Below are 14700 nucleotides of genomic sequence, written 5' to 3'. Positions count from 1 at the left end.
CAAAAATGAATCAAAATCCAAAAATAAAAGTCAAACCAAAGAAGCTTACAAAACAATTAGAAATTATAAATTATGTTTTAATTGTGGCTTTTTGGATTATTACTCTTTTAGCTTACAAACATTTACCTGATGAAATTCCAACTCATTATAATGGTTTAGGTGAAGTTGATGCATACGGCGATAAAATTACTATTTTCTTTTTGCCTTTAATAGCAACTGTTTTGTTTGTTATTGTAAGTATTACAGCTAAAAAGCCTCATTTATTTAATTATTCAGAAACAATAACATCTGAAAATGCAGAAGCGCAATATAAAAATGCAATGCGTTTTATGCAGTTGATTAATTTATTTATGCTTCTAATTTTTATTTTTATCGATTATAAAACCATACAAATTGCATTAAATAAATCAGGAAATTTAGGTATTTGGTTTCTTCCTTTAACAGGAATCGTTGCAGTTTTAATTATTGGATTTAATTTTTTAAAATCTAAAAAAACAAAATAAAAATTATGGATAAAATATTAGAAATTACCAATCCAATGCTTTCGGGAGTAGGTTTCATTTTTATAATTATGGGAATTATTATGTACAAATTTCCACCAAAAAAGATTAACGGTTTATATGGATACCGTACCACCAGTTCAATGGAAAGTCAAAGTAAATGGGATTTTGCACAAAAATATAGCGCAAAAGTCATGACTTTTATTGGAATCGGTATGTTCATCTTTTCATTTACTAGAACACTACTTCCTTTTGATGATGATCAAAATGCTATTTTTGGAGTCGCTATTTTACTAATAAGTGTGATTATTCTTATTGTAGTTGTTGAAAAAAAATTGAAGCAAATAAAATAATTAAAACGTTTTTTCTACATAAAAAAATCCCCCAAAAAGTATTGAACTTTTTGGGGGATTTTTTTGTTTTTATGTCTTAATGAGAAACATTTTCTACATCTTTTGGATTGTGTTTATATTTAAATAAAACAGCAAATAATATCGTAACAACTAATGCGTAAGCCGCAAAAATATACCAAGACGTTCTCCATCCTTCTAATTGTTGCACCACATCTGTATGACTATAAACATAATGATTTACTACAAATTGAGCAGCAATCATACCAATTGTGGCACCAAATCCGTTTGTCATCATCATAAAAACGCCTTGAGCTGATGAACGTATTTTTTTATCTGTTTCGTTATCTACAAATAATGAACCTGATACATTAAAGAAATCAAAAGCAATTCCGTAAACAATCATCGAAACAATAAACATCCAAACACCAGTTCCTGGATTTCCGACTGCAAATAATCCAAAACGTAAAACCCAAGCAAACATAGCCATTAACATTACTTTTTTAATTCCGAATTTTTTCAAAAAGAAAGGAATCAATAAAATACACAAGGTTTCTGAAACTTGAGAAAGTGAAATTAAAGCATTTGCATTATTTGCTCCCCAACTATTTAAATATTCTGGCATTTCGTTAAAACTAGATATAAACGGATTTGCATAACCGTTGGTAATTTGTAACGAAACTCCTAATAACATTGAAAAGATAAAAAAGATTGCCATCTTTCTTTGTTTGAATAAAGCAAAAGCTTTTAAACCAAGAGCATCGGACATTGAAATTTTTCCTTCTGTTTTATTAATTTCACACTTAGGTAATAAAAATGAAAATAAAAACAATAAAATTCCTAAAACTCCAGAAACATAAAACTGCTCATAACCGTTTTGGAAACTAAAGAAATTTTCATCGCTTCCAAAATTAAAAGCAAAAATTCCATCTTTAAATCCAGCAAAATTGACAAACAACATCGCGCAAATAAATCCGACAGTACCTAAAGTTCTAATTGGAGGAAAAGCTTTAATTGTGTCGTAATTGTTGTTTGTTAAAACAGTGTAAGCAACAGAATTAGACAACGCAATAGTTGGCATAAAGAAAGCAACACTTAAAGAATACAACAAAAACAAAGTTGAGAATTCGGCGTTTTCTCCAGCAGAATAACCATAATATCCGGCTGCAATAATAAATATTGCTGCTAAAGCGTGGCAATATCCTAGTAAACGTTGCACAGGAATCCAACGGTCAGCAATAATTCCCATAACTGCAGGCATAAAAATAGAAACTATACCTTGCATTGCGTAAAACAATCCAATTTTAGAAGCTAATCCAATAGAAGCTAAATAATTTCCCATTGAAGTTAAATAAGCTCCCCAAACTGCAAATTGCAGAAAGCTCATTATAGTTAAACGAAGTTTTAAGCTCATTTTTTAAACTAAATAAAAATTAAAATAGTTTGTAAAAGTACCATTAAAATCTTAGTTCGCAAACAAAAAAAAGAAGGAATGAATCCTTCTTTTAATTTTTAACTCGTTCATTTACCAATTTGATAACTTTTTCAAATTGTTCATTTCTATTCAAATGAGAATTATCAATTTCTATAGCATCGATGGCTTTTATTAATGGTGAATCTTTTCGGTTTGAATCTATTTCGTCACGTTCAACTACATTTTTGTAAACTTCTTCAAAAGTTACATTGTCACCTTTTGATTTTAGCTCTTGAAAACGACGTTCGGCACGAATTTGAGCAGAAGCTGTCATAAACAATTTTAATTCGGCATCCGGAAAAACAACCGTACCAATATCTCGACCATCCATTACTACGGCTTTATCTTTCCCAAATTCTTTTTGTTGCTCTACCAATTTTGAACGAACTTCAGAAACTTCAGCTATCTTACTTACTAAATTAGAAACTTCGATTTTTCTAATCTCATTTTCAACATTTACATCGTTTAGATAAATTTCTCCGAAGCCTAAATCAGCATTAAAAATAAATTTTAGATTGATATTAATTAATTCATTTTTAAGTTTTTCGACATCAAAATGTGTTGTTGAAATCAAGTTATTTTGCATTGCGAAATATGTTACTGCACGGTACATTGCACCAGTGTCAACATAAACATATCCCAAATATTTTGCTAATTGTTTTGCTAACGTACTTTTCCCTGTAGAAGAATGTCCATCGATAGCAATGGTTATTTTTTTCAAATCTTATGTTTTAATACTGCAAAGTTATTTCAGATTTAGCGATAATCCAAACATACTTGTGTTTGCTGCTAAAGTAAATCGAGAATACGAATAATCAAATCGTAATCGGTTGTAACGGAAACCAAAACCAGCACTAAATCCAGAGAAATTCTTTTGCTCTAAGATTTTCATTTCGTAACCTTTACGGAAATTATAAGCTAAACGAATATTAAATTTTTTATCCGGAAAAAGTTCAGCACCAATAATTATGTGACGCATTGCGTTATTAAACACACTTACTTTTTCTTCTTTAACTTCGCCATCTAAACCAACTTCTCCTCTATTTGGATTTGAAAAACTTACATCCCATTTTTGTAAATTCTCTAAAGTTAAATGCCAACGTAAAGGAACATTTTCTAATCTTTTAGAGATACCAGCTGTAATTTCAAATGGTAAATTTTCGTTGATATCATTATATGAATCAAGTTGAGTCCCGACATTACGTAACGAAAGTCCAGCATTAAAACCTGTTTCTGGATTTACATACATCCCTCCAAAATCAAATCCTGCAGCAAAAGAACCATAACTTTCTAATTTAGATGAAATCACTTTAAGATTAGAACCTACATAAAAATTAGTTCCTGTGATATGATGCGAATATCCAACAGAAAAAGCAAATTCATTTCCGGTAAAAGACCCCGTTTCATAACCATTTTCGTCATATCCGTCGATAGAACCGTAATTTAAATATTGAACTCCAACCTGAAATTGATGTTCATTTTTAAACTTTTTAGAATAAGCCAAGGTTCCGTAATTTAAATCTCCGTAATATTTCGAAAAATTTAAAGAAACATTATTATCCATTTCTTCATTGATAGAAGCCGGATTCATGAAAGCTTGATTGACATCGTAATTATAAACAGTAACATTTTTTCCGCCTAAAGCAGCTTGTGCAGGAGAAACTGGAAGATTCAGAAACTGATATGTTTCTCTACCTCCTACTTGAGCAATTACAAATTGCCCTAAAAGTAAACCGATTACTGTAAATATCTGTTTGTTCATTTACTCGTTTTTAACTTTAACGAATATATCAATTTTATTATTGTTATAAAACAAAAAAGCACACAGAAATTTTGTGTGCTTTGATTGATTATATAAAAACTAATTTAGCTTTTTTGCGTTCTTTACTTTTTGATTGGTTAAAGCGATTTCTAAAACTTCGCTCATACGGTCAACATAATGAAAAGTCAATCCGGTTAAATAATCAGGTTTTATTTGGTCAATATCACGTTTGTTTTCTTTACACAAAATAATCTCTTTGATATTAGCTCGTTTTGCAGCTAGAATCTTTTCTTTGATTCCACCAACCGGAAGTACTTTTCCGCGTAAAGTAATTTCACCTGTCATAGCCAAATTCTTTTTCACTTTACGTTGTGTAAAGCTCGAAATCATTGATGTTAACATGGCAATACCAGCAGAAGGTCCATCTTTTGGAGTTGCGCCTTCAGGAACGTGAACGTGAATTTTATAATTATCAAAAATCTCATCATTTAAATCAAGTTCTTTTGCATTTGCTTTGATGTATTCAAGCGCAATTGTAGCAGATTCTTTCATGACATTTCCTAAATTTCCGGTCATGGTTAATCCGCCTTTTCCTTTAGAAATAATAGATTCAATATACAAAATATCACCACCAACACGCGTCCAAGCTAAACCTGTAACCACACCAGCAGTATCGTTGTTTTCGTACTTATCGTATTCAAAACGTGGTGCTCCAAGAATTTCGATAATATCTTCGTTTGTTAATTTTTCATTGAATTGCTCTTCTAAAACAATCGATTTAGCAATAAAACGAACCACTTTTGCGATTTGTTTATCTAGATTACGAACTCCAGATTCACGTGTATAGTTCGTTACAATGAACTCCATTTGTTTTTTTTCGATACTGAAAATTTTCGAATCAACACCATGTTCTTTCAATTGTTTTGGAAGTAAATGTTGGCGACCGATTTCTACTTTTTCTTCAATCGTGTATCCGTTCATTTCAAGAATTTCCATACGATCCAAAAGTGCAGGTTGAATTGTATTTAAACTATTTGATGTTGCAATAAACATGACTTTAGATAAATCAAATCCCATTTCTAGGAAGTTATCATAGAAATCTGAATTTTGTTCAGGATCTAAAACTTCTAACATCGCCGAAGAAGGATCACCGTTATGCGAAGTCGATAATTTATCAATCTCATCTAATAAAAAAACTGGATTCGATGATTTTGCTTTTTTAATCGATTGAATAATTCGACCTGGCATTGCACCAATATAGGTTTTTCTATGTCCGCGAATTTCTGCTTCGTCACGTAAACCACCAAGTGAAATACGAACGTATTCACGACCTAACGACTTAGCAATTGATTTTCCGATTGAAGTTTTACCAACTCCTGGAGGTCCGTACAAACAAAGAATTGGTGCTTTCATATCGTTTCTTAATTTAAGAACCGCCATGTGTTCGATGATACGTTTTTTAACATCTTCAAGTCCGTAATGATCTTTGTCTAAGATTTTTTGCGCATTTTTTAAATCGAAAATATCTTTCGTATATTCATTCCAAGGCAATTCTAAAAGTAATTCAAGATAATTTCTTTGAATTGAAAATTCTGCAACCTGTGGATTCATACGTTGCATTTTAGCCAATTCTTTATCGAAATGTTCTTTTACTTTTTTATCCCATTTTTTAGCTTTCGCTTTTTTCTTTAATTCTTCGAATTCTTGTTCGTGAGAAACGCCACCCAATTCTTCTTGAATGGTTCTGATTTGTTGATTTAAGAAATATTCTTTTTGTTGTTGGTCTAAATCGATACGAACTTTATTTTGAATATCGTTCTTCAAATTTAATTTTTGAAGTTCTAAATTCATTTTACGTAACGTTTCTAAAGCGCGATCTTTCAAATTATTAACTTCAAGAATCGCTTGTTTTTCTTCAACTGATAAGTTCAGATTAGAGCTTACAAAATTGATTAAGAAAGAATCGCTTTCGATATTTTTAATTGCAAAAGAAGCTTCTGAAGGAATATTCGGATTTTCTTTGATCATCTCGTATGAAGTTTCTTTAACCGATTCTACAATCGCTTTGAATTCTTCATCGCCTTTTTCAGGACGAACCTCTTCAACTTCTTTAACAATCGCTTTTAGATAAGGTTCTGTTTGAGATAATTGATCAATCTCAAAACGCTTTTTTCCTTGTAAAATAACGGTGATATTTCCATCAGGCAAGTTTAAAATTTTGATAATCTTAGCAACTGTACCGATTTTATGAACATCATCTAAATTAGGATCTTCTGTATTTTCGTTAATCTGAGAAACTACTCCAATGGCTTTTCCATGTTCGTTCGCTTCTTTTAATAACTGAATCGATTTATCGCGACCAGCAGTAATTGGTAAAACAACACCTGGAAATAGAACCATATTTCTAAGTGGTAAAATTGCTAAATCTTCTGGAAGTATTTCTTTATGCATTTCTAATTCGTCTTCTGAAGACAAAAGTGGAATTATTTCTGAATTAGAATCGATTTCTTGTAATGACAAATTGTCAATTGTAAATATTTTTTCTTGTGACATAATTTTTTCAAGTCAAATTGTCATAAATATTTTATATTATCTAAAAATAACATTTCAAATATTACATAACAATCTATTTATTAAACATTTAGTATCGTTTTAATTAATAGTCTAAGCTGTAAGTTCAATCTTTATGCCATAAAAAAATCCCGATTAATTCGGGATTTTTTAATATCTTTTTTCTTTTAATAGTATTTTAAATATTGAAATGCACCATTTCTAATTCTAATTGGAGGAACTGTATTATTAGGATTTTCTCTTTTAGGTGGATAAATATCATATTCAAATTCACCTCCAAAATATTTAGCTTTATCATTAATATCAGATATTACTAAATTACCAGTTTGCAAATTAACACTTGGAGTAGTAACTGGATCCAAATCTAAATTATCAGTAGAATATGACCAGTTTTTACCAGATTGTTGATAGTTTGCATTTGAAACTCCTAATGTTTCATCAATAACAACATTTCCTAAAGAAGAAATATAATTTCCAGGACTCAATCTACTAAAGTTTATTGTAAAAGTATCGTATTTAAATTTTTTACTTTCAAGCGTATCACGGCTTAACAAAAAAGCTGTTACAGAAACACTTCCGCCAGTAAAAGAGACATTAACACTATCTGTCACTCTTGTTATACCATCTACCTCGCATCTAAAAATTGGCTTACCAGTTAAATATTGATTAGTAATATCCTCGTCTGCTTTTTCTGCTTCACAAGAAAACAAACCAATTGAAATAAACAAAATTAACGATAGTTGTTTTAATCTTTTCATAATTATAGAATGGGATGTTATTTTTTTCAAATATAGAATTTTATTTTACAAATTGTATTTTTTTATAATTGAAATATAATATTTTTTTAAAATTAGACTTTAGTAACTTTTTTTAAATTGAAAAGCAATACTACTCCAACGATGAAAAAGATTGCTAAAAACAAAATAGCATTTTGAACTTTTCCTGTAATTTGTGTTACCAAACCATACATCATCATACCAATTACGATTCCAATTTTTTCAGTTACATCATAAAAACTAAACAATGAAGTTGTGTCTATATTTTCTGGTAACATCTTTGAATAAGTTGACCGTGAAAGTGACTGAATTCCTCCCATTACCAAACCAACACACGAAGCTGCGATATAGAATTGAACAGGTGTTTGAACCGTATAAGCATATATACAAATCAAAATCCATAAAATGTTTATCGAAATCAAAGTATTTACATTTCCGAATTTTGCTGAAATTTTTGAGGTCAAAATCGCACCTAACACTGCAATTAATTGTATCAATAAAATACTTATGATTAAACCGCTTGTACGTTGTTCATCAGATTCCCAAAGAACTTCTTTTTCACCAAAATAAGCTGCAATAATCATTACAGTCTGAACGGCCATGCTATAAACAAAAAAAGCAGTCAAATATCGTTTTAATGCAGGAAAATCTCCAAGTTTATGAAATACTTTTTTTAATTCTTTAATTCCCGAAAAGAAAACATGACGTTCAATTTTTTTATCGTTTCTGAAATCGGGTAAATATTTATAGGTAATTTGGCTGAAACCTAACCACCAAATACCTACTAATAGGAAAGAAACGCGCATTGCTTCTAATTCATTTTCAAAACCAAACGATTCATATTTCATCAACATTGCTAAATTAATCAAAAGTAAAATTACACTTCCGATGTAACCTAATGAATATCCTTTTGCGCTAATAGCATCTTGTTGTTCTGGAAAAGCTAAGTCTGGTAGATAGGAATTATAAAACACCAAACTTCCCCAAAAACCTACTAATGCAGTTGTATAAAAAAACAATCCTAGTGTTAAACTTTCTAAATCAAAAAAATACAAAGCCATACAAGAAAGTGAACCAATTGTACAAAATAATTTCAAGAAAAACTTTTTATTACCCAAATAATCAGCGACACCAGAAAGAATTGGCGATGCAAAAGCAACAAACAAAAATCCAATGGCTGTAACGTAACTGATTATTGATTCACTTGGTGTTTCGATTCCAAAAAAAGAAGCTGTATTTAAACCTTTGATTCGAAATAAAGCACCATAAAACAATGGAAAAATCGAAGACGAAATCACCAATGCGTAAACGGAGTTTGCCCAATCGTAAAATGCCCAAGCATTCAATGTTTTTTTATTACCTTTTATAAATTCTTTCATATAAATAAATTAAAAAGCAGTCGCTTTTTGACTGCCAGAATATAGTAATTATTTCATTTTATATTTTGCTGCATCTCTTTTAACAATAGGAATTTGTTCTTTCAAATTATTAATACGCGTTGTATTACTTGGATGCGTACTCAAAAATTCTGGTTGTGAACTTCCACCTTGTTTTGCCATGCGTTCCCAAAAAGAAACTGCGTCTGAAGGATTATATCCAGCGATTGCCATTAATAACAAACCAATATCATCCGCCTCCGTTTCGTGTTTTCTACTAAAAGGTAAAACTCCTATCAAATTTGACCCTCCACCGTAAGCAGCCATAGCCAATTCTTGGGTTTGAGCACTCGAATTTGCAGTGGCTGCACTTAAACCTGCTGCGCCTAATTGTTGTACTACATTAGCACTCATACGTTGCTGGCCATGATTTGCCAAAGCATGAGCAACTTCATGTCCCATAACAGTTGCTAAACCAGATTCTGTTTTGGTAATTGGTAAAATACCCGTGTAAACAACAATTTTTCCACCAGGCATACACCAAGCATTTGCTGCTTTATCTTGTACCAATTTATATTCCCATTTGTAATCTTTTAGATAATTTGAATATCCATTAGCTTTTAAATAAGTTTCTGCTGCTTTTTTAATTTTCTCTCCAACTTTATTAACCAACTGAGCATCTGCTGTTCCAGTAACTACTTTATTTTCTTTAATAAATTCTCCGTATTGTTGAAAAGATGAAGTAAATAATTCATTATTTCCAACCAAAGCCATTGTTTTTTTTCCAGTAAAAGGATTCGTTGCACACCCAATCATCAGTGTACCAAGCAACAACATTAGGGTAATTTTATAATTTTTCATAGTCCTAAATTTTAAATCAAATTTAAAAGAATTAAATCAATATTTAAAAATATATTTCCCTCTAAAAAAAATATTAAAAAAAATAACTATAAATAAAAAACAAGAAAAAAAAATAATAAATCGTAAAGTTTTTTGTTATTTTTATACTTTAAAACTCAAAATCAACCCAAAAAAATATAAAATGGATATTTTAAAAACCTTATTAAATGAAAATCAAAAGTTATACGATAATCAAGCTTATGAAAACTTTTGGAATTGGTTCATTAAAAATGAATCTACTTTTTTTGAAACCGTGAAATCTCGTGAAAATATAGAATCCGATTTTTTTGAATTACTTTCTCCTGAACTAAATAAAATAAACGAAGGCATCTATTTCTTAACTGGTATGTTTAACGAAAATAAAGCGGAACTTATTTTAACTCCGGATGGTATTTTAAAAAACTTTTTTTTCATTGAAGAACTTATTAAAAAAGCACCCGAATTACCCAATTGGAAATTTACAGCGCTTAAACAACCAAATGAAATTGACAATATCGGAATCAAAATGGGTGATTATACTTTTGATAGCGAAACGCTTTCGTTCTATCCGATAGAACATCCTGCTTATCCAGATGAAGTAGAATTGGTAGTTGTACATAATGACTTCAAAGAAGAAGACAAAAGACAAATTGGAAATGGTACTTTTATCTTTTTAGACAATTTTCTTGGCGAATTAAATTCTGTTACCACGATAGATTATTTAACAGTTACATCAAAAGACAAAGCTGAAAAAGAATTAATTCCAATCGAAAAACTAAAAGATTATTTAATTTGGAGAGAAAAAGAATTTATCGAAAAGTACCACGGCATACGTTACAACACAGAAAATGATAATTATTCGAGCTTGAAAGCAACATTAGAGAATGGATTACCTTTGATTGCTATTGTAAATTCTACCTTATTAAATTGGGACAGTAAAGCTTCGCATCCTTGGATTTTAAAAATTACTATCAAATACGATGGTTCCGAAAACAATGGATTTCCAGAAGAAGATACTTATCAATTGATGGATGTTTTTGAAGATGAAATTAATCTAGAACTAAAAGATTTTGAAGGTTATCTTAATATCGGAAGAGAAACTGCTGATGGAGAACGAATTGTCTTTTTTGCTTGCAATGATTTCAGAAAACCGTCTAAAGTTTTAAATAATTTAACTAAGAAATTTTCTGATAAATTAGATGTTTCATATGATATCTATAAAGATAAATATTGGCGTTCACTTGAACAATATAGACCAAACTAAAGATTTAATATAAAAATCTATGATTATTATAAAAATCATTAATTGAAATGAAGTTCATAAATAAAATCATCATTATCATTTTTATTTGTTTAAGCATAAGTTGTTCAAGCGATAAAACAGATGAATTTTTACTTGAAAAAGACCGAATCGAACTTGAAAAAAGTTTAGATTCTTATCAAGTAACTACCTATAAATTCGGAAAAATATTATTGCGAGCTTCCATTGAAAACGACACGATTTCAGAAGATTTTCAGAAATTTAAATCGGATTTAGATCGTATTTTTAATATCATCATAAATAAAGAAAAAAACAACGAAAACATTTCTTTGATAGAATATATTTCTATTTATCGGGATTTTAAAAAAATGCAAAATTTCATTTTAAAAACAGATGAAGATGTATTTCCAACATTGACCGACGCAATTAGGATTGCATATGGCGATACATTAAATCAAAGAAAAAAATTTTACGAAGGTGACGAAAAAGAATATGTTCAAAACATGGAACATGCCGTGCTTAGTGCTGTTGTAATTCTTAGCAAAGATTTAGGAAAAGAAATTTCGCTTTATGAATGTTCAAAAACCAAACCTGAATTTCTACCCGATTCTGAAATTAAAACTTTACTTCAATTTTATCGTGGTTTTCTATTTTTTGAAAAAGGATATTTATATTTATCTGAAGACGAATTTTCTAGAAACATCGAATGGTTAAACAAAAATAAAAATGTAGAATTACCTTATACTAAAGCCTTTTTTCAATGGGGAAATTTGAATAATACGCAAACACATATTGCTTTTCATTCCATGAATCATCTCTTCAGAGGAATTGACCGTTTACGAATGGAACGCAAAATAGATGAAGAAAGAGCTCTTGAAGATTTTGAAGTTTTTATAAATGATGCAAATGAAATTGGTTTAAATAACGAAATTGTTTGGTCAGTTGAAACCTATCTGTATCTAAAAAAAGAAGACAACGAAAAAACAATCGCAGCTTTAACTAAATTAAAAAGTAGTGAATTACTAACTGCTGATGAAAAAAAGGGAATTGATGAATCTATTGCATACATCAAAAATAGAAATCCAGAAAAGGTTTTGAACGGATTTTACGACAAGTTTTTTATTGGTAAAATAGCAACTAAATACATATTCAATGTACTTTCTAAAATCGATTGGAAAAAAATTCTAAAAGAAAACAATGTTCCCAAAACAGACGAAATGTTCCAATTGATTGATAACTTCAAAGAAATTAATAACAAAATCACAAATTATTCCAATAAAGAAACCTTAAAAGAAACATCTGATGAGGTAAAAAAAGCAGGCGAAAATGTTTTGGATAAAATTGGAGGTTTAATAAAATAAACAAAAAAAATGGAAAACTCAAAAAATTCTTCTTCAAACAACTTTCTTGTAGGCCAAATTTGGAATTATGAAACAAGAAGCAATGAAGAAAATTCAACGCTACAAATTTTAAAAATTGATAAAGCTGAAAACAACATCATACATATTGCAATTTTTGGATTAAAAATCAAAAATAATAAAACAGGCGATTTGAATGAAGTAATCGGACATATTCCTATTTCAGAAGAAAGTTTGATTAAAAGTGTTACTACTTTAAAGAATAATCAAATGGAATTACCAGATTTCGAAAGTGGTTATTTACAATGGAAAGCAGCTTTTGAGGAAAACAAGGCAGGATATTTTACAATTCTTGTAAAAGACATTGTTCACTCAATTGATGAAATCATCAATAAAAATTAAAAAAAAACATGAAAAGAAATTTTATTAATCAATCGGAACTTTCCAATAAATTTTGGAACATTGAATACGAAGGAAAAATACAGAAAATAACTTTCGGAAAAACAGGTACCAAAGGACGAGAAACAATCAAAGAATTTGAAACATCTAAAAAATGTAGTGAAGAATCTGAAAAATTAATCAAACAAAAAATAGGTAAAGGATATTTTGAATTAAATGAAACAGATGAAATTCCAGATAAAATAGAACTTTCACAAGAAGAAAAATCCGAAATTTATTTTTGGGATGCCATCGAAAAATCAAATAAAAAGAAAAATGCAAAATGGAATGAATATGATGTAGATGAGCATTTAGAAAACCTTACAAATTATCTCTCAAAATTCGGAAAAGAACGATTAATACTATTTGAGAAAACACTTCAAGAAAAACTTAGTCAACTTTATACAGCAGAAATTGCAGAACTTTCAATCATTCTAGAATGCGATTTCAAAAAAGAAAATGAGATTTATATTTTTGATGATTATCTTTCTGATGATGGATTTATTTATTTTAGATGTTGGTTGATTTTGAAAGGTAAAGATTTTTTCAGTGAAATCTCAAAAGATATTCAAGCCTTTGTAAACGGAAAATATAGTTTTAATATTGGAGATACTTGGGCCGAAGGTTTGTTATATGTTGCTGATGAAGCATATTCTGAAAATCATGAAAACGAAGATGAATCCGAAATCAGAGATGCAGTTTTTAAAACAAATCCTGAGATAAATTATGATAGCTTAGAGCGAACAATGAATCGTGAAATTTATAGCGGAGAAAAGTTACATTCTAAATACAAAAAACTTGTAGAAGAAATATGTGAACTTAAAAGTAAATAATCAGATTTTTTGTATATTCATAACGAATATCAAACCAATCCTTAATAAAAAAACAAATGGAAAAACAAAACGAAAAGGTGGAAATCAAAACACCTCCAAAATTATTTAACGAAACGCAATCTGTAATTAACTCTATTTCAGAAATGATTGATGGAGATTTTATCAGTTATTGGATTTCAGTTAACAGTTCAATCGTTCGAGATGATGTTATCGCATTTTACGAAATTCTAAAAAACAATCGTAAAAGAGATAAACTTTATCTATTTATCAAAAGTAGCGGAGGTTCAGGCGAAGCTTCTTTAAGAATCGTAAACTTACTAAGAAAATACTACAAAGAAATTGTGGCATTTATCCCTTTAGATTGTGCTTCTGCTGCAACAATGTTGGCACTTGGAGCAGATTCTATCAAAATGGGACCATTAGCATATTTGACTGCAATTGACACTTCGATTACGCATCATTTATCACCATTAGATAATTTCAACAATAGAGTTAGCGTAAGCCAAAATGAATTGAGTCGTGTTTTAAACCTTTGGGATTCGAACAAAAATGAAAACGATACCAATCCGTTTTCTGTAATTTATAATCACATTCATCCTTTGGTAATCGGTTCTGTTGACCGAGCAACGTCGCTGTCAATCAAATTAACTACAGATATTCTTTCATATCACATGAAAGATATCAACGAAGCAGAACGAATTAGTAATACGTTAAATGCAGAATATCCATCGCATTCTTATCCAATTACGATTGTCGAAGCTCAAAAAATTGGATTGAACGCACAAGAATTACCTGATGAGGTTAATACAAAATTATTCGAATTGAATCAATTGTACTCTGAAATGGCGCAACTTGCTTATACAGATTATGATGAAGTTAATTATCATGACAACGAAATTCTAAAAATAATTGAAGGTGCAAATGCAAAATTGTTTTATCAAAAAGATAAAGATTGGCATTACCGAACTGAAGAAAGACGTTGGGTTCCAATGAACGACGAAAGTAGTTGGAGAAAAATGGAACTTGAAAATAATGAAATTACAGAGAAAAGTTTCTATGTAGGATAACTTCTATAATCTATAAAGCGAAATCAATATTTTTATAAAATTTGGTTTCGCTTTA

General features: G+C 29.7%; 14 protein-coding genes. 7 read left to right on the top strand and 7 right to left on the bottom strand.

Translation table 11 applies throughout. The annotated features are described in order from the left end of the window. Positions 1–5 precede the first annotated feature (5 nt). Positions 6–503, top strand: a complete 498-nt coding sequence (locus HW119_RS11595; protein WP_177764564.1) for a DUF1648 domain-containing protein — start codon at positions 6–8, stop codon at positions 501–503. A gap of 5 nt (positions 504–508) precedes the next feature. Next, entirely contained in the window at positions 509–853 is a 345-nt protein-coding gene (locus HW119_RS11590) for an SdpI family protein (protein ID WP_177764562.1), read from the top strand. Positions 854–929: 76 nt separating this feature from the next. Here HW119_RS11590 and HW119_RS11585 read toward each other — a convergent pair whose 3' ends face one another. From HW119_RS11585 to HW119_RS11555, 7 genes are all read right to left on the bottom strand, one after another. Next, complete coding sequence (locus HW119_RS11585) at positions 930–2264, bottom strand: MFS transporter (protein WP_177764560.1); 1335 nt, start codon at positions 2262–2264, stop codon at positions 930–932. Between the two features lie 91 nt (positions 2265–2355). Continuing rightward, complete coding sequence (gene cmk, locus HW119_RS11580; RefSeq protein ID WP_177764558.1) at positions 2356–3045, bottom strand: (d)CMP kinase; 690 nt, start codon at positions 3043–3045, stop codon at positions 2356–2358. Between the two features lie 24 nt (positions 3046–3069). Continuing rightward, on the bottom strand, positions 3070–4086 hold the full coding sequence (porQ, locus tag HW119_RS11575) for a type IX secretion system protein PorQ (RefSeq protein WP_177764556.1): 1017 nt from the start codon (positions 4084–4086) through the stop codon (positions 3070–3072). A 99-nt stretch (positions 4087–4185) separates the two neighbouring features. Beyond that, positions 4186–6639: an endopeptidase La gene (gene lon, locus HW119_RS11570; RefSeq protein WP_177764554.1), complete on the bottom strand. Its 2454-nt coding sequence runs from the start codon at positions 6637–6639 to the stop codon at positions 4186–4188. A 185-nt stretch (positions 6640–6824) separates the two neighbouring features. Further along, on the bottom strand, positions 6825–7415 hold the full coding sequence (locus HW119_RS11565) for a hypothetical protein (RefSeq protein ID WP_177764552.1): 591 nt from the start codon (positions 7413–7415) through the stop codon (positions 6825–6827). Positions 7416–7507: 92 nt separating this feature from the next. Beyond that, complete coding sequence (locus HW119_RS11560; RefSeq protein ID WP_177764550.1) at positions 7508–8812, bottom strand: MFS transporter; 1305 nt, start codon at positions 8810–8812, stop codon at positions 7508–7510. 48 nt (positions 8813–8860) lie between these two features. Next, positions 8861–9670 (bottom strand): M48 family metallopeptidase, encoded by an 810-nt coding sequence (locus tag HW119_RS11555; protein WP_177764548.1) that lies wholly within the window; start codon positions 9668–9670, stop codon positions 8861–8863. Positions 9671–9851: 181 nt separating this feature from the next. On the opposite strand from HW119_RS11555, the gene HW119_RS11550 reads away from it, so the two are divergent. From HW119_RS11550 to HW119_RS11530, 5 genes are read left to right on the top strand one after another with little or no spacing between them, the layout of a single operon-like run. Beyond that, positions 9852–10952: a DUF695 domain-containing protein gene (locus HW119_RS11550; RefSeq protein WP_177764546.1), complete on the top strand. Its 1101-nt coding sequence runs from the start codon at positions 9852–9854 to the stop codon at positions 10950–10952. A 47-nt stretch (positions 10953–10999) separates the two neighbouring features. After that, complete coding sequence (locus HW119_RS11545) at positions 11000–12310, top strand: short-chain dehydrogenase (protein ID WP_177764544.1); 1311 nt, start codon at positions 11000–11002, stop codon at positions 12308–12310. A gap of 9 nt (positions 12311–12319) precedes the next feature. Beyond that, the gene (locus HW119_RS11540; RefSeq protein WP_177764542.1) at positions 12320–12709 is read left to right on the top strand and encodes a hypothetical protein; all 390 of its coding nucleotides are present in this window, start codon (positions 12320–12322) and stop codon (positions 12707–12709) included. Positions 12710–12717: 8 nt separating this feature from the next. Continuing rightward, a complete protein-coding gene (locus HW119_RS11535; protein WP_177764540.1) occupies positions 12718–13578 on the top strand; it encodes a DUF4240 domain-containing protein in 861 nt (286 codons plus the stop codon). 56 nt (positions 13579–13634) lie between these two features. Next, positions 13635–14645, top strand: coding sequence for an ATP-dependent Clp protease proteolytic subunit (locus tag HW119_RS11530; protein WP_177764538.1), 1011 nt, complete (start codon positions 13635–13637; stop codon positions 14643–14645). The last annotated feature ends 55 nt before the right edge of the window (positions 14646–14700 follow it).

Origin of the sequence: Flavobacterium sp. I3-2 (assembly GCF_013389595.1) — a bacterium.
Lineage (GTDB): Bacteria > Bacteroidota > Bacteroidia > Flavobacteriales > Flavobacteriaceae > Flavobacterium.
The sequence above is the reverse complement of the archived record's forward strand: the minus strand, read 5'-3'. Positions and strand labels throughout refer to the sequence as shown.

Excerpts from the sequence above, each read along its gene's own strand:
- HW119_RS11595 (WP_177764564.1), top strand. The coding sequence starts at position 6 with ATGAATCAAAATCCAAAAATAAAAGTCAAACCAAAGAAGCTTACAAAA.
- HW119_RS11590 (WP_177764562.1), top strand. The coding sequence starts at position 509 with ATGGATAAAATATTAGAAATTACCAATCCAATGCTTTCGGGAGTAGGT.
- HW119_RS11585 (WP_177764560.1), bottom strand. The coding sequence starts at position 2,264 with ATGAGCTTAAAACTTCGTTTAACTATAATGAGCTTTCTGCAATTTGCA.
- porQ (WP_177764556.1), bottom strand. The coding sequence starts at position 4,086 with ATGAACAAACAGATATTTACAGTAATCGGTTTACTTTTAGGGCAATTT.
- lon (WP_177764554.1), bottom strand. The coding sequence starts at position 6,639 with ATGTCACAAGAAAAAATATTTACAATTGACAATTTGTCATTACAAGAA.
- HW119_RS11565 (WP_177764552.1), bottom strand. The coding sequence starts at position 7,415 with ATGAAAAGATTAAAACAACTATCGTTAATTTTGTTTATTTCAATTGGT.
- HW119_RS11560 (WP_177764550.1), bottom strand. The coding sequence starts at position 8,812 with ATGAAAGAATTTATAAAAGGTAATAAAAAAACATTGAATGCTTGGGCA.
- HW119_RS11555 (WP_177764548.1), bottom strand. The coding sequence starts at position 9,670 with ATGAAAAATTATAAAATTACCCTAATGTTGTTGCTTGGTACACTGATG.
- HW119_RS11550 (WP_177764546.1), top strand. The coding sequence starts at position 9,852 with ATGGATATTTTAAAAACCTTATTAAATGAAAATCAAAAGTTATACGAT.
- HW119_RS11545 (WP_177764544.1), top strand. The coding sequence starts at position 11,000 with ATGAAGTTCATAAATAAAATCATCATTATCATTTTTATTTGTTTAAGC.
- HW119_RS11540 (WP_177764542.1), top strand. The coding sequence starts at position 12,320 with ATGGAAAACTCAAAAAATTCTTCTTCAAACAACTTTCTTGTAGGCCAA.
- HW119_RS11535 (WP_177764540.1), top strand. The coding sequence starts at position 12,718 with ATGAAAAGAAATTTTATTAATCAATCGGAACTTTCCAATAAATTTTGG.
- HW119_RS11530 (WP_177764538.1), top strand. The coding sequence starts at position 13,635 with ATGGAAAAACAAAACGAAAAGGTGGAAATCAAAACACCTCCAAAATTA.